Genomic DNA, 21,016 nt, shown 5'->3' on the forward strand with positions numbered 1-21,016 from the left:
CAGATCCGGCAGTTCATCCCGAACGAGTTCGCCACCCTCGGCGCCGACGGCTTCGGCTTCTCCGACACCCGCGCCGCAGCCCGCCGCTTCTTCAAGAACGACATCCACTCCGTCGTTGTAAAGACCCTGCAGCTGCTCGCAGCCAGGGGCGAGGTTGACGGACAGGCACCCGCGCAGGCAATCGAGAAGTACCGCCTGCTCAACGTGAATGCGGGCACCACGGGCAACGCCGGAGGCGAATCCTAATCCCCACCGCGCGGGAGTTTTTGTCCAGATAATCCCCACCCGCACCCTCGCCTCGCAAGCTCGGCCAGGGAACCCTGCGGGCGTGGCCCCAGCCTAAAATGAACGACGGCGGTCCCCACCCACGGTGGGGGCCGCCGTCGTCCGTTTGGGGTGCTTCCCCAGCGCCGGAGGGGTTGTGATGCAGCACAAGCGAAGTTGTAGCCTTTGCACAAAATGGAGCTTGTCCCGCAGGCACCGTATGCTCGGATTATGCCCGAGCCGTCCCCTGCCCCTGCACCGCGCAAACCGTCCTCCCGCACCATGTCTCCGGAGAAGACGGAGACCCTGAAAAAGCTCAGGGCCAGCGTCGGCCAGTTGTCCACCACCACCATGCGCCAGCTGGAGAAATCGCTGCCGTGGTACAGCCGGCTCAGTTCGGACGAGCGCTCCGCGCTGGGACTCGTGGCGCAGAACGGCATCGCCGCATTCGTCACTTGGTACGAGCGCCCCAGTTCCCCGTCCTGGATTCTTTCCGACGTTTTCGGTACTGCCCCGACGGAACTGACCCGGTCCATCAGCCTGCAGAAGGCGCTTCAGCTCATCCGGATCGTCGTGGAAGTGGTGGAGGACCAGGTCCCGGTAATCGCTCCCGAAGCGGACCAGCCCTCCCTTCGCGAAGCAGTCCTCCGGTACTCGCGCGAAGTGGCATTTGCCGCCGCCGACGTGTACGCCCGGGCCGCGGAATCCAGGGGATCCTGGGACACGCGGCTCGAAGCCCTGATCGTGGACGCCATCCTGCGCGGCGAAAACACCGACGCGCTGCGTTCCAGGATCGCCGCGCTCGGCTGGAAAGCACAGGAACGCTTCACCGTGATGGTGGGAAACTCGCCGTCGGAACCCAGCGCCAGCTACGTGAGCGAACTGCGGCGCATGGCGGGCCGGTACGCGGAGGATGCCCTCGTGGGGATCCAGGGCGACCGCCTCATCCTGATCCTGGGCGGCGTGCACGACCGGGAGACCGCGTATGTGAAGCTCAGCGAGATGTTCGCGCCCGGTCCGGTGGTTTACGGCGCGGAGGCCAGCTCCCTGCTCGAAGCCAGCGGCTCTGCGCAGTCAGCCTTCGCCGGGCTCACCGCCGCCCGGGCGTGGCCTGCCGCCCCGCGGCCGGTGGCGGCCGACGATCTCCTGCCGGAACGGGTCATTTCCGGGGATGATGCTGCCCGGCGGTCGCTGGTGAAGAACATCTACCGGCCGCTCCTCGCGGCGTCGAACGGGCTGGTGGAAACGCTCGGCACCTACCTGGAGCTGGGGCATTCACTCGAGGCGACAGCGCGTGAACTCTTCGTCCACGCCAACACCGTGCGGTACCGGCTCAAGCGGGTTTGTGACGTGACAGGCTGGGATCCGCTGCTCCCCCGGGAAGCTTTCGTGCTGCAGGCGGCCCTTGTGGTGGGGCGGCTTTCCACTCCCCCGAAGCCCGCCGTCGAGCGTGTTGCCGTGCGGAACACGAACTGAACCGTTGTAGACTTCCTACAATCTGACCCCGTGAGGTTGGTGTACGCAAACACCAATGAATCACCCGGTAATTTGGAAAGCTGGATACGTGCTTGCAATCGTCTGCCCTGGACAGGGCTCACAGACCCCCGGTTTCCTGGCCCCGTGGCTGGAACTGCCTTCCGTAGCAGGCCATCTGGCCTCCCTGAGCGAAATTGCAGGCATCGACCTCACGGCGCACGGGACCACCTCTGACGAGGAAACCATCAAGGACACTGCCGTCGCGCAGCCGCTTATCGTGGCGGCCGGACTGGTGGCCGCCAAGTCGCTGTTCGACGTCGAACTCAGCACGCTGCCGGTCATCCTGGCCGGGCACTCGGTGGGCGAGATCACAGCGTCGGCGCTGGCCGGCGTGCTCACCGAGAAGGAAGCCATGACGTTTGTGCGCGAACGCGCCAACAGCATGGCCGCGGCCGCCGCCGTTACCCCCACCGGCATGAGCGCCGTGGTGGGTGGCGACCCCGCCGAGGTCCTCGCCGCCATTGAGGCCGCCGGCGCGACGCCCGCAAACGTCAACGGCGCGGGCCAGACCGTCGCCGCGGGCACCTTCGAACAGCTCAAGGCCCTGGCCGAGAATCCGCCCGCCAAGGCGCGCGTGATTCCGCTGAAGGTCGCCGGCGCATTCCACACCTCGCACATGGCTCCCGCGGTGAGCGCCCTCGAGGCGCTCCGCCCGGAACTGCAGCCGCAGGCACCTGCCGTGCCGCTGCTGTCCAACTTCGACGGCCAGGAGGTCACCGCGGGCAACGCCGCCGTCGACAGCCTGATCGCCCAGGTCTCGCGCCCGGTCCGCTGGGACCTGTGCATGGAGAACCTCGTGAACCGCGGTGTCACTGGCGTGATCGAACTCGCTCCGGCGGGCACCCTGGCCGGACTGGCAAAGCGGGGCATGCCGGGGGTCAAGACCGTTGCTGTCAAAACGCCGGACCACCTGTCCGCGGCCCTTGCACTCTTCGCAGAACTGGAAGGACAGGCATGAGCACGCCGGTACTGAAGCAGACCCCGGTCAACGAGCACACCCGGATCCTGGGCATCGGCGCGTACCGCCCCGACGTCCTGGTCACCAATGAGGACGTGTGCCAGTGGATCGATTCCTCCGATGAGTGGATCCGCCAGCGCACCGGCATCGTCACCCGCCACCGCGCACCCGCCGACGTCAGCGTGATCGACATGGCCGAGGGCGCGGCCCGTGAGGCCATGGAGAAGGCAGGGATCGAGGCATCCCAGCTTGGCGCCGTCATCGTCTCCACGGTGACCCACCCGTACGCCACGCCGTCGGCTGCCGCGAGCCTCGCCGACCGGCTGGGCGCCACGCCTGCCCCCGCCTTCGACATCTCCGCTGCCTGTGCCGGCTACTGCTACGGCATAGCACAGGGCGATGCGCTGGTCCGTTCGGGGGCCGCCAACTACGTCCTCGTAGTGGGCGCCGAAAAGCTCTCCGACGTCATCGACAACCGCGAACGCACCATCTCGTTCCTGCTGGGTGACGGCGCCGGAGCCGTTGTCATCGGCCCGTCGGACACCCCCGGCATCGCTCCCTCGGTGTGGGGTTCGGACGGCAGCAAGTGGGATGCCATCGGCATGACCCGCTCCATGCTGGACGTCCGCGACCTTGGCATGGCGGCACGCCGGTCTGACTCCACCGGTGACCTCGCGCTCCTCGAAGAGGCGCAGGAGCTCTACCCGACCCTCCGCCAGGACGGCCAGACGGTGTTCCGCTGGGCGGTCTGGGAGATGGCCAAGGTGGCCCAGCAGGCGCTGGAAGCCGCCGGCGTCCAGGCCGAGGACCTGGTGGCCTTCATTCCGCACCAGGCCAACATGCGGATCATCGATGAGATGGTAAAGAAGCTCAAGCTGCCCGAGACCGTTACGGTCGCGCGGGACATCGCCGATGCCGGCAACACCTCGGCGGCATCGATCCCCCTGGCGACGCACCGCCTGCTCCAGGAAAACCCCGCACTCAGCGGTGGACTGGCCCTGCAGATTGGCTTCGGCGCCGGACTGGTCTTCGGCGCCCAGGTAGTTGTCCTTCCGTAGCAATTCCGATAACCAAGCCGCAACCGCGGTTTGCCCCATTTCCGGCATCCCCTGCCGGCAATAACAAGAAAAGGAGCCATCAATGGCTAGCAACGAAGAAATCCTGGCCGGACTGGCTGAAATCGTCAACGAAGAGACCGGCCTGGCCCCCGAGGCTGTCGAGCTGGACAAGTCCTTCACCGAGGACCTGGACATCGACTCCATCTCCATGATGACCATCGTCGTCAACGCCGAAGAGAAGTTCGGCGTCCGCATCCCCGACGAAGAGGTCAAGAACCTCAAGACCGTCGGCGACGCCGTGGACTTCATCTCCGGCGCCCAGGCGTAAGCAGGACACGCCTTCGTTGGCGTCAGCCTCTACAGGCTCCAGCCCTCGCGGCTGAACCCGGCTGGCCGGACCGGACGCACGTATTCCGGACCGGCCAGCCGATGCACCACCCCTAAATTTTCTTGCAGAATTCCCCGCACGCCACCCACTCAGGCCTCCGGCCAGCAGCACAGGACACGGCAGGCGCACCGACAGAGAGTGATCCCATGACACGCAAAGTAGTCATTACAGGTCTGGGTGCCACCACGCCCATCGGCGGCGACGTACCCACTATGTGGCAGAACGCGCTGAAGGGGGTTTCCGGAGCCCGCACCCTCGAGGATGAGTGGGTCGCCAAGTACGAACTGCCGGTCCACTTCGCTGCCCGGTGCACCACGCCCGCCCTTGACGTCCTGTCCCGCGTTGAAGCCAAGCGCATGGACCCCTCAACGCAGTTCGGGGTCATCGCCGCCCGCGAGGCCTGGGCCGACTCCGGCATCACCGAAATCGACCCCGACCGCCTGGCCGTCGCGTTCGCCACCGGCATCGGCGGCGTCTGGACGCTCCTGGACGCGTGGGACACGCTGAAGGAGAAGGGCCCCCGCCGCGTCCTGCCCATGACGGTTCCGATGCTCATGCCCAACGGTGTGGCCGCCGCTGTCAGCCTGGACCTGGGCGCCCGCGCCGGTGCGCACACCCCTGTCTCCGCCTGCGCATCCGGTACGGAAGCCATGCACCTCGGACTGGACCTGATCCGCTCCGGCAAGGCCGACGTCGTGATGTGCGGTGGCGCCGAAGCGGCCATCCACCCGATGCCGCTGGCGGCGTTCTCCTCGATGCAGGCACTCTCCCGCCGCAACGACGATCCCGAGCACGCCTCGCGTCCGTACGACCTTGACCGTGACGGCTTCGTCATGGGCGAAGGCGCCGGCGCGCTGGTGCTTGAAGCCGAGGAGCACGCCCTCGCCCGCGGCGCACGCATCTACGGCGAACTCGCCGGCACGTCCGTGACCGCCGACGCTTACCACATCACGGCACCGGACCCCGAAGGCCTGGGCGCCACCCGCGCACTCAAGGCAGCCATGTTCGATGGCCGCATCCAGGCGGAGGACGTGGTCCACGTCAACGCCCACGCAACGTCCACGCCGGTCGGTGACAAGCCGGAGTACACGGCCCTGAAGGCAGCGCTCGGCAGCCACGTCGAGAACGTTGCCGTCTCGGCTACCAAGTCGCAGATGGGCCACCTGCTCGGAGCCTCCGGCGCCGTCGAGGCCGTCCTCACCGTCCTGGCGGTGCATGAACGCAAGGCCCCTGTCACGATCAACCTCGAGAACCAGGACCCGGAGATCCCGCTCGACGTCGTGACTTCCGTCCGCGCCCTGCCGGCCGGCGACATCGTTGCGCTCAGCAACTCCTTCGGCTTCGGCGGGCACAACGCCGTCGTTGCCATCCGCAGCGTGTGATGTGACCTGATTGGACGCTGAAGCAGCCCCCGCCAGTTAACTGGCGGGGGCTGCTTCGTTGCTATGGGGGATTGCTGCTGGCTGTCGCGTCAGCCTGCTCAGCAGTGTTAGCCGAGCTGCCCTCAGCCGACCTGGTGCAGCCAGCGCACCGGCGCGCCTTCGGCGGCGTGCCTGAAGGGTTCCAGCTCCTCGTCCCACGCCTCGCCGAGGGCAAGCGACAGCTCGTGGTAGACGGCGGAGGGATCGCCGGCGCCGGCCTCGTAGGCGTAGCGGATCCGGTCCTCGGACACCATGATGTTGCCGTGCACATCGGTCACGGCATGGAAAATGCCCAGTTCAGGTGTGTGGGACCAGCGTCCGCCGTCCACGCCCTGGCTGGGTTCTTCGGTGACCTCGAAGCGCAGATGCGCCCAGCCCCGGAGGGCAGACGCGAGCTGCGCACCTGTCCCCTGCGCGCCGGTCCAGGACAGCTCCGAGCGGAACATGCCGGGCGCGGCGGGCTGAGGGGTCCATTCCAGGTCCGTTCGCTTGTCCACGACGGATCCAATGGCCCACTCAACATGAGGGCACAGTGCGGTAGGGGCCGAGTGAATAAACAGCACACCGCGGGTCATTGCAACAGACATTCCATCCTCCATAGCTGTAGGTACGTCTTCCCCAACGACCTGCATGGACGGGATACTTGCTGCTTTGGGCGCCGCGTGGTGCCGGTGATTCCTGCCAATCTATGAAATTACCTGCCGGGCTGACAAGAGGCGCTTGGAGACAAGTGCTTCAAGCACAACTTGAAAGTTGCCGAACTTGGATCTTATTGTGCCGTACACCGTCTAATTACGCCAGTGCAATTCGGCGTGGTGTAGAAGACGCGCCGGTGTAAAGCGCCTAGGCGCGCGGATGGGCCTGCTGATAGCTCTTGCGCAGCCGGTCCACCGACACGTGGGTGTAGATCTGGGTGGTGGCAAGGCTGCTGTGACCGAGGATTTCCTGGACCGCCCGGAGGTCGGCTCCGCCATCGAGCAGATGCGTGGCGGCGGCGTGCCGCAGGGCGTGCGGGCCGGTAGCCGATGTATCGCCCAGCGCCTCGAACAGTCCCTTCACCACGCTCCGGACCTGGCGCTGGTCCACGCGGCGGCCGCGCATCCCGAGGAACAGGGCCGGGCCGCTGTCCGGGACTGCTAGGTTTCCCCGCCCGCGGCGGAGCCAGTCGTCGACGGCGAGCGCAGCCGGGAGCCCGTACGGCACCGTCCGTTCCTTGTTGCCTTTGCCGAGCACACGGAGGGTTCTGCGGTCGGGGTCGAGGTCATCGACGTCCAGACCCGCCAGCTCACCGACCCGGACACCCGTGGCGTAGAGCAGCTCGACCATGGCCCGGTTGCGGAGGGCCACGGGATCACCGTCTTTCGCTGCTTCATTGAGGTCGTCCAGCAGCCGGGCGAGCTGCTGCTGCTGCAATACCCCCGGCAGTGAGCCGTCGCGCTTGGGGGCCTGCAGGCGCAGGGCAGGATCAGTTTGGATAAGTTCTTCCCGCAACGCCCAAGCGGTGAAGCTCCGCGCCGTCGCGGCGCGGCGCGCAAGGGTGGAACGTGACGCTCCAGCCTCGCTCTGGCTGCCCAGCCAGCGCCGCAGGGTTCCCAGCTCGAGCCCCGCGGGATCTGTGACGCCTTCGCCTGCCGCATAGCCCAGCAGACTGGAGACATCGGACAGGTACGCACGCACCGTGTGCTCGGACCGGGCCCGCTCACCCGTCAGGTACCGTCCGAACCCCGTGACGGCCTGGGCGAGGGCCGCCGGCAGTTCTTGTTTCTCCACTCCCTTACTGTCCCAGCATTTGGCATGGAACCAAGGAACGGCACGCCAATCATGAAACCGCAGCATTCATGTAACGGCGCACCGCCCGGCGAGGGGGACGTCGCCGGGCGGCAGGCGCTATGTTGATTGCTTGGTGCGCTTCCAGCCTCCCTTCTCGGATTTGGCCAGCCCCAGCAGCGACAGCCTGCCAAGGCCCGCGCGCACCGATTCAGCACCCAGTCCGGCCACACTGCAGAGTTTTTCGACGGAGCTGGCGGACCGCAGCGGGAGCGCGTCCAGCAAGATCAGGTCCTCGAGCGTCAGGCCGTCGTGATCGGCGGACTGCCCGCTCTTCTCATCAGGCAGGGACTGGCCGCTGGGCGCCGCAAGCTCGGCGATCTCCCCCGCATCGGTGACACAGACAGCGCCGCCCTCGCGCAGGATCCGGTGGCAGCCGGCCGAGTTGGCGCTGTGGACAGATCCGGGGACAGCTCCGACCGCACGGCCCAGGGTTTCCGCGTGATGGGCGGTATTCAGGGCCCCGGACCGCCACCTGGCCTCCACCACAACCGTGACGGACGCAAGGGCAGCGATCAGCCGGTTCCGCTGAAGAAACCGGTAGCGGGTGGGGGCGGAGCCGGGCGGAACTTCGGCGAGCACGGCGCCCTGGTTGGCTACAGCACGCAGCAGATCCTCGTTGCCGGAGGGATAGAACCGGTCCACACCCCCAGCCATCACGGCTATGGTCGGCATGGCATCCGAGCCCCCTGCCAGTGCTGCCCGGTGCGCGTGGGCGTCAATTCCGTATGCGCCGCCGGACACCACAGTGAAGCCACGCTGCGCCAGCGAGTAGGCAAGGTCACCGGTGACTGACGCGCCGTAGCTGGTACTGTCGCGCGAGCCAACCAGGGCCACCGCCTTGGCTGCCGGGGGAAGTTCGAGCTCCACGCCCCGCCACCACAGGCAGATCGGCTGGTGCAGGCCAAGGTCGTCAAGTTGCCGCGGCCAGAGCCCGTCGGCCGGGATGATCATTCGGCCGCCCAGTCGCTGCATGGTTGCCAGGTCGCGCTCCGGGGCGAGGTCAGGAATTCTCGGCGCCCAGCGTTTCAGCGCCGCACCGAGGCCTGCCCATGAATTCACGGAACTGTGCTCTGCCAGCAACCCGGTGATGTCCTGTTCCAGCCCGGGCCCGTAGCTGACCTGGCCGGTGGCGATCCGCAGGGCGTCCTCGGCCCCGGCGACATGCACCAGGGCCAAACCCGCCACGTCCTGCGGCTCCATCAGCCTGGACAGCGCTGCCCGGGCAAGTCTCTCGTTGTGCATGTGGCTTTCCTTTCACGCCGCCGCTGAGGCGGTCTGGCGGAGGCTGAGGGCCTGTCCGATGTCGTTCCCGTCCGGCTGCTCCCGGCCGGCGAGGTCAGCCAAAGTCCATGCGAGCCGGAGGACACGGTCGTAGCCCCTGGCTGTGAGGACGCCCCGTTCCAATGCATGGTCGAGGATCCGGGTTGTGGCGGCCGGGAGTCGCAGCTCGCCACGCAGGATGCGTCCGGGCACCTGGGAGTTGGTTTCCATGCCCCAGGGCTGAAGCCGCTGCAGCTGGCTTGCCCGGGCAGTCAGGACGCGGGCACCGACAGTTGCGCTGTCCTCCGCTCCCCCGGACTGGCCAAAGTCCGCCAGTGACACCCGGTCCACCTGCAGCTGGATGTCCACGCGGTCCAGGAGCGGGCCGGACATGCGCGACATGTACCGGCGCCGCGTGAAGGGGGTGCAGGTGCATTCAATGCCCTTCCCCGAGGCCTTGCCGCACGGGCACGGATTGGCTGCCAGCACCAGCTGGAACCGCGCCGGGTAGGCCGCTGCTCCCGCCGAGCGGTGGATGACGAGCTCGCCGCTCTCCAGAGGCTGCCTGAGTGCATCGAGGACCCTGCGTTCGTACTCTGGCGCCTCGTCCAGGAACAGGATTCCGCGGTGCGCCCGCGACGCCGCGCCGGGGCGGGGAAGCCCCGACCCGCCGCCGATGATCGCCGCCGCTGTGGCCGAGTGGTGGGGATTCTCGAACGGCGGCCGCCGGACCAGCTGCACCCCGGCTGAGGGGAGCTGGCACAGGGAATGGATCGCCGTCACCTCCATCGCCTCGGTATCGCGCAGATCGGGCAGAAGCCCGGGAAGCCGCTCGGCCAGCATGGTCTTGCCAGCTCCGGGCGGGCCGGTCAGCAGCAGGTGGTGCGCACCGGCGGCGGCTACCTCAAGGGCACGCCGCGCCTCTGCCTGGCCGGACACGTCACACATGTCCGGGACATGCGCATCCACGGACACCGGCTCAGTCCCGGCTGGTTCATCCTCGGGTGCAAAGTCGAGGACAAGTTCCTGTGGGTCAGCCCCGAAATCGAACACCAGCCGCGCCAGGGTCCGGTAGCCGCGGACCCTGGCACCCGGGACGAGTTCGGCCTCGGCTGCGTTCGCATGAGCCACCACGATGTCATGGAACCCGGCCTGCACCGCGGACATCACGGCCGGCAGTATGCCGCGGACAGGCCTGAGGCGTCCGTCCAGTCCCAACTCGGCGATGAAGACGGTGCGCCCGGTGGGCCTGATGTCCTCCGCGGCACGCAGCACAGACATCGCGATGGCAAGGTCGAAGCCGGAACCGCGCTTGGGCAGGGACGCCGGAATGAGGTTGGCGGTGATCTTGCGCCGGCTCAGCGGAATACCGGAGTTCTGCGCCGCCGAGCGGATGCGGTCACGGGCTTCGTTGAGGGAAGCGTCCGGCAGGCCGAGGAGCACAAAGGCCGGCAGTGTCTGGCCGATGTCAGCCTCGACCTCCACGATGTAGCCGTTCAGGCCGACGAGGGCCACCGAATAGGCTCGCCCCAGCGCCATCACAGCACCTCCCTGAGGTGCTCAACCGTGGGTTTGCCCACGCCGTCGTCCAGCACGGCAATGACGTCCACCCGGCGCAGCGGCAACCGCAGTCCATGGTCCCGGCACCAGGCGGAACCCAGGCGGTGCAGCCGGGCGAGCTTGTCTGCACCGACTGCTTCAAAGGGGTGACCGTAGGCGAGCGAACGCCGCGTCTTCACCTCGGCAATGACAAGGGCATCGCCGTCCAGGGCGACGATGTCGATTTCGCCGTCCGGGCAGCGCCAGTTGCGCTCCACGATCAGCATCCCCACCGATTCCAGATACTCCGCCGCGAGCTCTTCCCCGCGCCGGCCCAGCAGATCCTTGGCTTTCATATCCACCTCCGCATCAAGACTGCGGGGGCGGGATCACACGGAACAGGGCAGGGTCACGCTATGTGGGAAAGGTCGCGGGGATCATGGGAAAGGCGGCCGGAATGCCGGAGAAACACCGGCTGTGGAGGAGCAGTGCCCCCCGGGCAGTGACCCGGGGAAGCCCAGGAGGGTCAGGAACCTCAGTTGCCGAGGTCGACGTCCTTGGGCAGCGCGAGCTCCTCGTTGCGGGGCAGTTCCTCGACGTTGACATCCTTGAACGTGATGACCCGGACACTCTTCACAAACCGCGCTGAACGGTAGACGTCCCAGACCCAGGCGTCCTGGAGCGTGAGGTCGAAGTAGACCTCGCCGTCGGCGCTGCGGGCCTGCAGGTCCACGTGGTTGGCGAGGTAGAAGCGCCGCTCGGTCTCGACCACATAGCTGAACAGACCCACGACGTCGCGGTACTCACGGTAGAGCTGGAGCTCCATGTCGGTCTCATAGTTCTCAAGGTCTTCGGCACTCATGGTTCCATCTTGCACTATGCAGCGGGAACCCGCGCACCGCGCTGCCCGCAGAGCAGGTTCGCTACTCGGACAGCAGGTTCCAGCTGACCCGGTGGTAGGGGCTCGGGCCGCGGGCGCGGATCGCTTCCCGGTGCAGCGCGGTGCCGTAGCCCTTGTTGACGTCCCAGCCGAAGTCCGGGTACTCGAGGTGGAGCTGCTGCATGTGCTGGTCGCGCTCGACCTTGGCCAGGACACTCGCAGCAGCAACGCTGAGGCATTGCATGTCCGCCTTGACGAGGGTGTGGACGGGCGCGTCGCAGCCGGGGTCAGTGATGACTTCGTCGAACAGCGAGGGCTGGACGGCGGGTGAGAGCCAGTTGTGGCTGCCGTCCAGCAGGACGACGTCGGGCGTGATGCCGGCTCCGAGGATCTCGAACCAGGCCCTGTTTCCGGCGGCCCGCAGGGCGCCCATGATGCCGAGGTCGTCGATTTCGCGGGCAGTGGCATGTCCGACGGCGGAGGCGACGCTCCAGGCCCGCACCAGCGGATCGAGCCGTTCGCGGTCTGCCGCCTTGAGCAGCTTGCTGTCCCGGACATCGGCCAGCAGTTCCATGTGCTGCAGGTCCACGACGGCGATTCCCACGCTTACCGGCCCGGCGAGGGCGCCGCGGCCTACTTCGTCGACGCCGGCCAGGAACCGCGCCCCGCGGGGAAGGAAGCGCTTCTCGTAGTCAAGGGTGGGTGCAACGGACATGGCTAACCTGCCGACGGCACATTCTTGAAGACGTCAGGATAGTTGTTCAGGGCGGCCCAGCGGTTCATCGGCCAGGCGATGACCGCTGCCTTGCCTTCGATGTCGGCGATGTCCACGAAGCCCCCGTTGGTGTCGGTGTGGGCACGGGAGTCCGCCGAGTGGTTGCGGTTGTCCCCCATCACCCAGACTTTGCCCTGCGGCACCACGACGTCGAAGGTGCGCACTGCGGGAACTTCGGCTGGATTGACGTACGCCTCGTCCAGCCCGGCGCCGTTGACGGTGATCTTCCCTCCGGCGTTACAGCAGACGACGTGGTCGCCAGGCAGCCCGATAACCCGCTTCACCAGATGCTGCTCGGAGTTGTCCGGCAGCAGGCCAACGAAGGTCAGCCCGTCCTCAACAACGCTGAACGGCCCGTCCGCCTTCTGCGGTGTGGGCGGCAGCCAGCCCTTGGTGTCCCTGAAGACAACGACGTCGCCGCGCTCGAGGGCAAACGGTTCCGGCACGAGGAGGTTCACGAAGATGCGGTCGTTGATGTCCAGCGTGTTCACCATCGACTCGGACGGTATGTAGAAGGCCCGGAACAGGAAGGTTTTGATGAGGAAGGACAGCACGACGGCGATCACCACCACCGTGGCGATTTCCTTCAGCCACAGCAGGAAGGGGTTGCGGGGACTGCCCTTTTCCTGACGGCGGGCACCCGCGGGAGCGGGTGACCCGGGTCCGGTTCCGCCGGGAGCGGGTACATCCGAAACAGGCTCGTGGGCGGCATGCCGTCCCGGCCCCGCAGAAGTCTGCTGCGGCTCGGAGCTCCCGGGATCGATTTCCGGCATCTACTGTCCGTCCTTTGTTGTTGTTATGGCCGCCACCGGCGGCCGCGCCACTGACGCAAATCTATCAAGCGGCCAGAGAATCTGTACCGGCCTGCCGATCACCCTGTCCAGCCGCACCATGCCGCCGCCCGGCGCCCCCAGGAGGCTGCGGGAGTCCGCGGACACCGACCGGTGGTCCCCGAGCAGCCACAGCCGGCCCTCGGGAACAACGACGTCGAACTTCTGGCTGCTCGCCGCATCACCGTCATAGAGGTAGGGTTCCACGAGCGGCTGACCGTTGACTGTGAGGCGCTTGCCGGCGTCGCAGCACGCCACGTGGTCGCCGGGAAGCCCGATGACCCGCTTTACGTATGTGGTATCACTGCCGGACAGACCCAGCCAGTGTCCTGCCGCGGCGGCCGCTTCCTGCAGCGGACCGGCCCCGCTGTTGAGCGGGGCGAACGAGCCCCGGCCGTCGAACACGACGACGTCGCCGCGGCGGATCGGTTCCGACTGGAAGGCCGTGCGGGACACCAGGATCCTGTCACCCGCGCCGAACAGCGGCTCCATCGAGGCGGACGGAATGTAATAAACATCCAGCCACAGGGAGCGGATCAGCCCGCTGACCAGGACGGCAGCCAGCACTGCCAGCAACGCAAAACGCCAGCCCGGTTTCCCTGGCTGGCGTTTTGTCTGGTCCATGATCCGTATCCTGTGGCGCTGTTGCGGATGACTCCGGCGTTGGCCGGACACGGGTCGGGGACCCGCCGTGAAAGTCCGTTGGACTTACTTGGCGGTGCTGAAGTCGCGCTTTTCCTTGATCTTCGCAGCCTTACCGCGCAGTGCACGCATGTAGTAAAGCTTGGCGCGGCGGACGTCACCCTTGGTGACAACCTCGATCTTTTCGATGATCGGGGAGTGCACCGGGAAGGTACGCTCAACGCCGACACCGAAGGAAACCTTGCGGACGGTGAAGGTCTCGCGAATGCCGTCGCCCTGGCGGCCCAGGACGAAGCCCTGGAATACCTGGACACGGGAGTTCTTGCCTTCGATGATGTTCACGTGAACCTTGAGGGTGTCACCCGCGCGGAACTCGGGAACGTCAGTGCGCAGCGAGGCTGCATCTACAGAATCGAGGATATGCATTGATCCACTCCTGGTGAACGCCACAGGTCATCCACTTTGGGTCACGGCGGCCAAGCCCGGATATTTCCGGGAATCGCTGCCGAAGTGTTGAGGTCCGGTCCCGCCACCCTTTGGCGGTACCGGGGTGTCTTGCTGTTGGTTACGCTCCCCCTGTGGCAGGCGCGGACCCAGCAGACACAAGGACTAATTTTGCCACATATGGCACGAATTGGTTAATTATGGAACGTTCCGCGCTGTACGGCTCCGCGGCTGGGCAGCGGGAGCAGCTCAGGCTTCCGGCCGGAGCCTGAGGTGACCGTCGACGACGTCGTACCCCAGGTCCGCGAGGGCGGTGCGGTCCGCGCGGGGCAGGGTGCCGGCGTCGAACGTCTGCAGCAGGTCAGGACGGCGTTCCGCCGTCCTGCGGTACTGCTCGTGACGGCGCCACTGCGCGATCTTGCCGTGGTTGCCGCTGAGCAGGACGGCCGGGACCTCCCGGTCGCGCCAGACCGACGGCTTGGTGTAAACCGGGTACTCAAGCAGGCCGTCCGAATGCGACTCTTCAACGAGCGACTCGGGGTTTCCCACCACGCCGGGGAGCAGCCGGCCGATGGCTTCCACCATGGCCAGTACAGCCACTTCGCCGCCGTTGAGGACGTAGTCGCCGAGGCTGACCGGGCGGACAATGAAGTGCTCCTCGGCCCACTCGATGACGCGCTCGTCAATGCCCTCGTACCGCCCACAGGCGAACACCAGCTGCTCCTCTTCGGCAAGCTCGTAGGCCAGCGCCTGGTTGAAGCGCTCCCCCGCCGGCGACGGGACGATCAGCACGGGTTTGGCCGCACCGGCCGGCCGGGCAGCGGCCACGGATTCGAGCGCCTGGGCCCACGGCTCGGCCTTCATCACCATGCCGGCGCCGCCGCCGTACGGGGTGTCGTCGACGGTGCGGTGGCGGTCGGTGGTGAAGGTGCGGAGGTCGTGCACGTTCAGGTCCAGCAGCCCGTCCTGGCGGGCCTTGCCGATGAGCGACAGTTCCAGCGGTGCCAGGTACTCGGGGAAGATACTGACGACGTCGATTCTCATCTAGGCTTTGGCCTCCGGCTCAGCCTCTTCCCCGGCGGAGTCCTCGGCAGAGTCCTCGGCGGAGTCCGAGCCACTGGTCTCCGGGTCCTCAGCGCTCTCCTCGTTGACCTCGAACAGGCCCGCCGGCGGAGTGAGCAGGACGTAGCCCTCCTCGGTGTTTACCTCGGGGACGATCTGTTCCACGAACGGGATGAGGATTTCCTTGCCGTCGGCCGTTTCGATGACGAGCAGGTCCTGCACCGGCATGGTGTTGAGGGCGGTGACTTTACCCACAGCCTGGGAACCGACGCGGGCCTCGAGGCCCACGAGCTCGTGCTCGTACCAGCCCTCGTCGTCGTCCTCGTCGAGCTCTTCGGTCTCGATGAACAGCTTGGCGCCGCGCAGGGTCTCGGCGCGGTTCCGGTCGGCCACCTCGTCAAAGCCGAGCAGGAGGATGTCCTTGTTCCAGCGGGCACTGCGCAGGGTGAGCGGCCCGGCTGAGGCGGGTTCCACCACAAACTCGGTGCCGGGGACGAACCGGTCCTCGGGCGCGTCGGTGAGCACCTGTACTGTCACCTCGCCGCGGATTCCGTGGGGCTTGCCGATACGGGCCACCTGAAGCTGCATGTGTTCCTCTGTTTTGGGCTGCGTGTTGATGTACGACTTTTGGCGGGCGTCCTGAAGACGTTCAGGGCGCAAAGCAGTCCGGCCCCTCCACCGTTACTGGTGGAGGGGCCGGACGTTAAGGCAAGTGTTGCAGGCGCGTTACCGGCGGCGGTCGGTGTCGACGACGTCGACCCTGACCTGCTCGCCATCTGCCAGCGCCGCCACGACCGTGCGCAGTGCACGCGCGGTGCGGCCCTGGCGTCCGATTACCCGTCCCAGGTCTTCCTGGTGGACGCGCACCTCGAGGGTATCCCCGCGGCGGTTGTTCTTGGCACTGACTTTGACATCCTCAGGGGAGTCGACAATGCCGCGGACAAGGTGTTCGAGCGCTTCTGCCAGCAACTTACTCAGCCTCGGTGGTCTCTGCTTCAGCCTCGGCGGGGGCTTCCGATGCCTTGGCCTTCTTGGTGATGGCTTCCGGGATGATCACGGAACCCTTTTCCGGAGCAACGAATGCTTCCTTGTCGGCCTTGGTCTTCAGGGTGCCTTCCTGGCCCGGCAGACCCTTGAACTTCTGCCAGTCACCGGTGATCTTCAGGATCGCGGCGACCTGCTCCGACGGCTGGGCGCCGACGGAGAGCCAGTACTGTGCACGCTCGGAGTTGACCTCGATGTATGAGGGCTCTTCGGTGGGGTGGTACTTGCCGATCTCTTCGATGGCACGGCCATCACGCTTGGTGCGTGAATCGGCGACAACGATGCGGTAGTACGGTGCGCGCATCTTGCCGAAGCGCTTAAGGCGAATCTTTACGGCCACTTTTGTGGTCACTCCTGTTTCTGAAACGGGGTTGAACCCGCGTTCTGCACCCGTGGGGCGGGCCGTACTGGGGGGTTCGAAAAGGACAGGATCCGGACGCGGAGAGAGGGGCCACGCGGATCGAGTACCTGTTTATTGTGCCAGATCGTCCGCGTTATTTCGACTTGACATGCGGACGGGGTCTTTTTGCGTGCTAGGAAGACCAGACATAGAGGCCGGTCCGGCTGCCTTCGTCCACGGTGCCGGCGAGTTCTGCCAGCTGCTGGACGTAGTTCCTGGCTTCCCCGGCACCAAAGGGCATGTCATCCTCGGCGGCCCAGCGCTCGGCCACCTCATCCAAAACGTTGCCCTCACCCTCGGATTCGTAAGTGAGGAGCTCGGCCAGCGCCCGGACCATCGCCGCCGGTACGCCCAGAAGCGAATCGCTGGCCACGTCAACCATGGCCAGCTCGTAGTCCGCGCCCGCGGCGTGCACCGCGGCACCCGCAAAGTCGCCGAGCTGTTCGATCTCAAAATCACTGATGCCGGCAATCCGGATGCCGTCTCCGGCGGCGGCACCGCCCTCCAGCGCCTCTGCACGCTTGAGGGCGTCATTGTGGGTGGCGACAAACACTTCGGTGAAGCCCATGGATGCGTCCTCATTCCGTCGGCGGTGCATGCCCCGGCAGCGGCAGTACCGGCCGGGGCTCTTCGAAATCAGCCTAACCCAACTGCGTTCACACGACTTAGCGCACGGCGACGCGGAGGCGGTTGCGCCACGGATCCTCAAACCGGAGCTCGGCGCCGGTGTGGTGCGATTCGACTCCGGCGACCCTGAGGCGGTCGGCGAGGGCGCCGACGTCGTCACCGGACGGCACCTCGATGAGCACCTCACCCAGGCCCAGCGTGTCCCGGCGCGGGCCGGCACCCCGGCTGTTCCAGACGTTCATGGCCATGTGGTGGTGGTAGCCGCCGGCCGACACAAAGAGGGCCTGGCCGTGCCAGCCCGCCGTTTTTTCGAATCCCAGGGTGCCGACGTAGAAGTCGTGGGCCGACTGGACGTCACCCACCTGCAGGTGGACGTGCCCCACCTCCGCGTCGGTGCCGCGCTGGCCTTCCATGGACTGCTGCGTGAGGTGGTCCTGCAGGTACTTCTGCGGCGGCAGCGCCAGGCTGTCCATGACCACGTTCCCGCCGTCCCAGGACCATGCCTCGCGCGGGCGGTCCCAGTAGAGTTCGATCCCGTTTCCTTCCGGATCGGTGAAGTAGAACGCCTCGCTCACGAGGTGGTCCGCGCTGCCCGCGAAAGACTGCGGCTCGTACTGGGCCGCGCTGGCAATGGTGGCGGCCAGCGAGGACTGGTCTTCGAACAGAAGCGCCGTGTGGAAGAGGCCGGCCTCACCGCGGCCGGGGATGTTGAGGCCCGGAGCGGGAGCGAGGTGCACCAGCGGCGTCTTGAGCCGGCCGAGGTAGAGGCCGCCGTCCTGCTCGGCGACGACGTCGAGGCCGAGGGCGCGCTGGTAGTAGTCGGTCATGAGCTTCATGTCGCCCACCTTGAGCATGACGGTGCCCATGGTGAGGTCGGCAGGAAGCAAGTCCTGGCTGCTGTCTGCTGCTGTCATTGAATACTCCCGGATGTCCGGGCCACCGGATTTCGGCGACCTCTACATCTCTAAATTACTTGAAGCTTCAATTTATTCCTAATGCACGATTGTGCCCCGGAGCACCACATTCGTGAGGCTCCGGATGGTCTCCGGCACGGCTCGCGGGTCTTCCCGGCACAGCACCACGTCAGCGTCCGCGCCTTCCGCCAGGCCCTCGGCCCCCAGCCAGCGGCGGGCACGCCAGCAGGCCGCGTCCAGCGCCGCACGTGCCGGAAGCCCGGTGGCGTGGAGTTCGAGGATTTCGTCCGCGACGCGGCCGTGGCGGATCACGCTGCCGGCATCCGTTCCCGCATAGATTTCGACGCCGGCCTCGTAGGCTTCCAGGACACGCTCGCGACGGCGGGCCCACAGTGCGCGCATGTGCTCCGCATACCGCGGGAACTTCTCCTCAGCCTGGCTGGCGATGTCCGGGAAGGTGGCGATGTTGATGAGTGTCGGCACGATCGGCACCTGCTGCTCAACGAACCGGGGGATGTGCCTGGGCAGCAGGCCCGTGGCGTGCTCGATGCAGTCGATGCCGGCGTCCAGCATGTCGTCCAGGGTGTCCTCGCCGAAGCAGTGCGCCGTGACCCTGGCCCCCTCGTCGTGGGCGGCCCGGACGGCGTCCCGCACGGCAGCGGCCGGGAACGACGGCGCGAGGTCGCCCGCGGTCCGGTCGATCCAGTCCCCCACCAGCTTGACCCAGCCGTCCCCCTCCCTCGCCTGCTTGCGCACCGCTTCCACGAGGCCCTCCGGCTCGACTTCCACCGCAAAGTTCCTCAGGTACCGGCGGGACCGGGCCACATGCCGGCCGGCCCTGATGATCCGCGGCGTGTCGGCCCGCTGCTGCAGCCATCTGGTGTCGCTGGCCGCTCCCGCGTCCCGGACCAGCAGCGTGCCGGCGTTGCGGTCCGTCATGGCCTGGTCATACGCCACGTCGTCGTCCACGGCACCGCCCGGACCCAGCCCGATGTGGCAGTGGGCGTCGACGAAGCCGGGCAGGACCCAGCCGTCCAGCACGGCGTCCGGGCGCTGGCCGGGAGCATTGAACGTCAGCTTCCCGTCCACCGCCCAGAGCCCGCGGCGTTCCTCATCCGCCGCAGTGAGCACGGGTCCGCTGAATTCGATGATGTGCGCCATGACCCTAGCCTAAGGCGCAGCTGTGGTAGCTTCGTCTACGACCACACGGGTGCCCCTGCAGGGGCTGAGATCAGGCTGGTGCAGCCTGCGACCGTTGAACCTGTCCGGGTAATGCCGGCGAAGGAAGTGAGCAGTAAATTGAGCACCCAGAAATCACAGCAGACCCCTGCCCAAAATGGTTCCGCCGCCGTAACGCAGTCGCTGAAATCCCATTCACTGGCTTATCTGGAGGGGGACGGCCTGCGGGTTCCGGTAACGGAAATCGCGCTGGAGCCTTCACCGAACGGTGAGCAGAACGAGCCGCTGCGCGTTTACCGCACGGCGGGTCCGGGCAGCGACCCGGTGGTGGGCCTTGCGCCGTTCCGCGCGGAATGGATTGCGGCACGGGCGGACACGGAGCCGTACGACGGCCGTGGACGGAACCTGCTCGACGACGGCAGATCAGCCGTGCGCCGCGGCGCGGCTTCTGCCGAATGGAAAGGCGCCCGGCCGGTGCCCCGCCGTGCGGCGGACGGGAAGACTGTGACGCAGATGCACTATGCGCGGCAGGGAACCATCACCCCCGAGATGCGCTTCGTGGCCCTCCGCGAGAACTGCGATGTGGAACTGGTCCGCAGCGAACTCGCCGCCGGACGGGCCATCATCCCCACCAACATCAACCACCCGGAATCCGAGCCGATGATTATCGGCAAGGCGTTCCTTGTGAAGATCAACGCCAACATCGGCAACTCGGCGGTCACCAGCTCCATCGCCGAGGAGGTAGACAAGCTGCAGTGGGCCACCCAGTGGGGCGCGGACACGGTGATGGACCTGTCCACGGGCGATGACATCCACACCACCCGTGAGTGGCTCATCCGCAACTCCCCCGTCCCCATCGGCACGGTCCCGATCTACCAGGCCCTGGAAAAGGTCAACGGCGAGGCGAACGCCCTGACCTGGGAAATCTTCCGCGACACCGTCATCGAGCAGTGCGAACAGGGTGTGGACTACATGACCATCCACGCCGGCGTGCTGCTGCGGTACGTCCCGCTCACGGCGAACCGTGTCACCGGCATCGTCTCCCGCGGCGGCTCGATCATGGCCGGCTGGTGCCTGGCCCATCACCAGGAAAACTTCCTGTACACCCACTTCGACGAGCTGTGCGAGATCTTCGCGAAGTACGATGTCGCCTTCTCATTGGGCGACGGCCTCCGGCCGGGCGCGACGGCGGACGCCAACGACGCCGCGCAGTTCGCCGAACTGGACACCCTGGCTGAGCTGACCCAGCGGGCCTGGGAGTACGACGTGCAGGTGATGGTGGAAGGGCCCGGGCACATCCCGTTCCACCTGGTGCGTGAGAACGTTGAGCGCCAGCAGGAGCTCTGCAAGGGTGCGCCCTTCTACACATTGGGCCCGCTGGTCACGGACGTGGCCCCCGGCTACGACCACATCACCTCGGCCATCGGCGCCACCGAAATCGCCCGGTACGGCACGGCCATGCTGTGCTACGTCACGCCCAAGGAACACCTGGGCCTGCCGAACAAGGACGATGTGAAGACCGGCGTCATTACCTACAAGATCGCCGCCCACGCGGCCGACCTTGCGAAGGGTCACCCCGGCGCGAACGAGCGGGACGATGCGCTGTCCAAGGCCCGGTTCGAGTTCCGCTGGCGCGACCAGTTCGCGCTGTCCCTGGACCCGGTGACGGCCGAGTCCTTCCATGACGAGACACTGCCTGCCGAGCCCGCCAAGACGGCGCACTTCTGCTCCATGTGCGGTCCCAAGTTCTGCTCCATGCGGATCAGCCAGGACATCCGGAACGAGTACGGCTCCGCCGAGGCGCAGGCCGCCCTCGCGGAGATGGCGGAGGGCATGCGCGAGAAGAGCCAGGAGTTCCTGGCTGCAGGCGGAAAGGTATATCTGCCGGAGCTGCGGCTTCCGGAGTCCGCGAGCAACTAGCCGGCGGTCGTGACCACGTCCGGCTGGCATTGGGGGCCGGCCGGA

The 21,016-nt window shown here is 66.8% G+C and carries 24 protein-coding genes and 1 riboswitch; of the genes, 7 read left to right on the forward strand and 17 right to left on the reverse strand.

All coding sequences use genetic code 11. The features are described from left to right. From ACTHQX_RS00005 to fabF, 6 genes are all read left to right on the forward strand, one after another. On the forward strand, nucleotides 1–246 hold a 246-nt coding region (locus ACTHQX_RS00005; protein ID WP_440155036.1), incomplete at its 5' end, for a hypothetical protein. A gap of 249 nt (nucleotides 247–495) precedes the next feature. Then, nucleotides 496–1,740 carry a PucR family transcriptional regulator gene (locus ACTHQX_RS00010; RefSeq protein ID WP_272912716.1) on the forward strand — a complete coding sequence of 415 codons (1,245 nt, stop codon included), beginning with the start codon at nucleotides 496–498 and terminating at the stop codon, nucleotides 1,738–1,740. 88 nt (nucleotides 1,741–1,828) lie between these two features. Continuing rightward, nucleotides 1,829–2,758, forward strand: a complete 930-nt coding sequence (locus ACTHQX_RS00015; RefSeq protein ID WP_440155038.1) for an ACP S-malonyltransferase — start codon at nucleotides 1,829–1,831, stop codon at nucleotides 2,756–2,758. Beyond that, the gene (locus ACTHQX_RS00020; protein ID WP_236803748.1) at nucleotides 2,755–3,816 is read left to right on the forward strand and encodes a beta-ketoacyl-ACP synthase III; all 1,062 of its coding nucleotides are present in this window, start codon (nucleotides 2,755–2,757) and stop codon (nucleotides 3,814–3,816) included. The genes ACTHQX_RS00015 and ACTHQX_RS00020 overlap by 4 nt, the downstream gene beginning before the upstream one ends. Nucleotides 3,817–3,898: 82 nt before the next feature. Next, the gene (locus tag ACTHQX_RS00025; protein WP_190602322.1) at nucleotides 3,899–4,144 is read left to right on the forward strand and encodes an acyl carrier protein; all 246 of its coding nucleotides are present in this window, start codon (nucleotides 3,899–3,901) and stop codon (nucleotides 4,142–4,144) included. A 206-nt stretch (nucleotides 4,145–4,350) separates the two neighbouring features. Continuing rightward, entirely contained in the window at nucleotides 4,351–5,586 is a 1,236-nt protein-coding gene (gene fabF / locus ACTHQX_RS00030; protein ID WP_236803750.1) for a beta-ketoacyl-ACP synthase II, read from the forward strand. 122 nt (nucleotides 5,587–5,708) lie between these two features. Here the strand turns inward: fabF and ACTHQX_RS00035 are convergent, their stop codons facing one another. From ACTHQX_RS00035 to ACTHQX_RS00115, 17 genes are all read right to left on the reverse strand, one after another. Further along, nucleotides 5,709–6,212 (reverse strand): DUF3145 domain-containing protein, encoded by a 504-nt coding sequence (locus ACTHQX_RS00035; protein WP_003806074.1) that lies wholly within the window; start codon nucleotides 6,210–6,212, stop codon nucleotides 5,709–5,711. Nucleotides 6,213–6,468: 256 nt separating this feature from the next. Continuing rightward, nucleotides 6,469–7,395 (reverse strand): tyrosine recombinase XerC, encoded by a 927-nt coding sequence (locus ACTHQX_RS00040; RefSeq protein WP_440155040.1) that lies wholly within the window; start codon nucleotides 7,393–7,395, stop codon nucleotides 6,469–6,471. A 117-nt stretch (nucleotides 7,396–7,512) separates the two neighbouring features. Continuing rightward, on the reverse strand, nucleotides 7,513–8,697 hold the full coding sequence (dprA, locus tag ACTHQX_RS00045; protein WP_440155042.1) for a DNA-processing protein DprA: 1,185 nt from the start codon (nucleotides 8,695–8,697) through the stop codon (nucleotides 7,513–7,515). 12 nt (nucleotides 8,698–8,709) lie between these two features. Continuing rightward, nucleotides 8,710–10,254, reverse strand: coding sequence for a YifB family Mg chelatase-like AAA ATPase (locus ACTHQX_RS00050; protein WP_440155044.1), 1,545 nt, complete (start codon nucleotides 10,252–10,254; stop codon nucleotides 8,710–8,712). Continuing rightward, the gene (locus tag ACTHQX_RS00055; protein ID WP_236803756.1) at nucleotides 10,254–10,610 is read right to left on the reverse strand and encodes a YraN family protein; all 357 of its coding nucleotides are present in this window, start codon (nucleotides 10,608–10,610) and stop codon (nucleotides 10,254–10,256) included. Before ACTHQX_RS00055 ends, ACTHQX_RS00050 begins: the two co-directional genes overlap by 1 nt. Nucleotides 10,611–10,789: 179 nt before the next feature. Continuing rightward, the gene (locus ACTHQX_RS00060; protein WP_003806068.1) at nucleotides 10,790–11,116 is read right to left on the reverse strand and encodes a DUF2469 domain-containing protein; all 327 of its coding nucleotides are present in this window, start codon (nucleotides 11,114–11,116) and stop codon (nucleotides 10,790–10,792) included. A gap of 61 nt (nucleotides 11,117–11,177) precedes the next feature. After that, nucleotides 11,178–11,849 (reverse strand): ribonuclease HII, encoded by a 672-nt coding sequence (locus tag ACTHQX_RS00065; protein ID WP_440155045.1) that lies wholly within the window; start codon nucleotides 11,847–11,849, stop codon nucleotides 11,178–11,180. 2 nt (nucleotides 11,850–11,851) lie between these two features. Continuing rightward, complete coding sequence (lepB, locus tag ACTHQX_RS00070) at nucleotides 11,852–12,682, reverse strand: signal peptidase I (protein ID WP_236803759.1); 831 nt, start codon at nucleotides 12,680–12,682, stop codon at nucleotides 11,852–11,854. Beyond that, nucleotides 12,683–13,363: a signal peptidase I gene (gene lepB, locus ACTHQX_RS00075; protein WP_440155047.1), complete on the reverse strand. Its 681-nt coding sequence runs from the start codon at nucleotides 13,361–13,363 to the stop codon at nucleotides 12,683–12,685. It lies immediately after the preceding gene. Between the two features lie 84 nt (nucleotides 13,364–13,447). Further along, nucleotides 13,448–13,807, reverse strand: coding sequence for a 50S ribosomal protein L19 (gene rplS / locus ACTHQX_RS00080; RefSeq protein WP_111905994.1), 360 nt, complete (start codon nucleotides 13,805–13,807; stop codon nucleotides 13,448–13,450). A gap of 267 nt (nucleotides 13,808–14,074) precedes the next feature. Then, the gene (gene trmD / locus ACTHQX_RS00085; RefSeq protein ID WP_440155048.1) at nucleotides 14,075–14,869 is read right to left on the reverse strand and encodes a tRNA (guanosine(37)-N1)-methyltransferase TrmD; all 795 of its coding nucleotides are present in this window, start codon (nucleotides 14,867–14,869) and stop codon (nucleotides 14,075–14,077) included. Beyond that, on the reverse strand, nucleotides 14,870–15,475 hold the full coding sequence (rimM, locus tag ACTHQX_RS00090) for a ribosome maturation factor RimM (RefSeq protein WP_440155050.1): 606 nt from the start codon (nucleotides 15,473–15,475) through the stop codon (nucleotides 14,870–14,872). A 138-nt stretch (nucleotides 15,476–15,613) separates the two neighbouring features. Beyond that, the gene (locus ACTHQX_RS00095) at nucleotides 15,614–15,856 is read right to left on the reverse strand and encodes an RNA-binding protein (RefSeq protein ID WP_076802241.1); all 243 of its coding nucleotides are present in this window, start codon (nucleotides 15,854–15,856) and stop codon (nucleotides 15,614–15,616) included. A gap of 1 nt (nucleotide 15,857) precedes the next feature. Further along, complete coding sequence (gene rpsP / locus ACTHQX_RS00100) at nucleotides 15,858–16,271, reverse strand: 30S ribosomal protein S16 (protein WP_102972220.1); 414 nt, start codon at nucleotides 16,269–16,271, stop codon at nucleotides 15,858–15,860. 193 nt (nucleotides 16,272–16,464) lie between these two features. Beyond that, nucleotides 16,465–16,899, reverse strand: coding sequence for a hypothetical protein (locus tag ACTHQX_RS00105; protein WP_440155052.1), 435 nt, complete (start codon nucleotides 16,897–16,899; stop codon nucleotides 16,465–16,467). Between the two features lie 97 nt (nucleotides 16,900–16,996). Beyond that, entirely contained in the window at nucleotides 16,997–17,872 is an 876-nt protein-coding gene (locus ACTHQX_RS00110) for a VOC family protein (protein WP_440155053.1), read from the reverse strand. 78 nt (nucleotides 17,873–17,950) lie between these two features. Continuing rightward, nucleotides 17,951–19,033: an amidohydrolase family protein gene (locus ACTHQX_RS00115; RefSeq protein ID WP_440155055.1), complete on the reverse strand. Its 1,083-nt coding sequence runs from the start codon at nucleotides 19,031–19,033 to the stop codon at nucleotides 17,951–17,953. 35 nt (nucleotides 19,034–19,068) lie between these two features. Further along, nucleotides 19,069–19,176: riboswitch (TPP riboswitch) on the forward strand. Here ACTHQX_RS00115 and thiC point away from each other — a divergent pair. Continuing rightward, nucleotides 19,172–20,971, forward strand: a complete 1,800-nt coding sequence (gene thiC, locus ACTHQX_RS00120; RefSeq protein ID WP_440155057.1) for a phosphomethylpyrimidine synthase ThiC — start codon at nucleotides 19,172–19,174, stop codon at nucleotides 20,969–20,971. It overlaps the preceding riboswitch by 5 nt. Nucleotides 20,972–21,016: the final 45 nt, after the last annotated feature.

The sequence above is a fragment of the Arthrobacter sp. SAFR-023 genome (assembly GCF_051965295.1).
GTDB lineage: Bacteria > Actinomycetota > Actinomycetes > Actinomycetales > Micrococcaceae > Arthrobacter.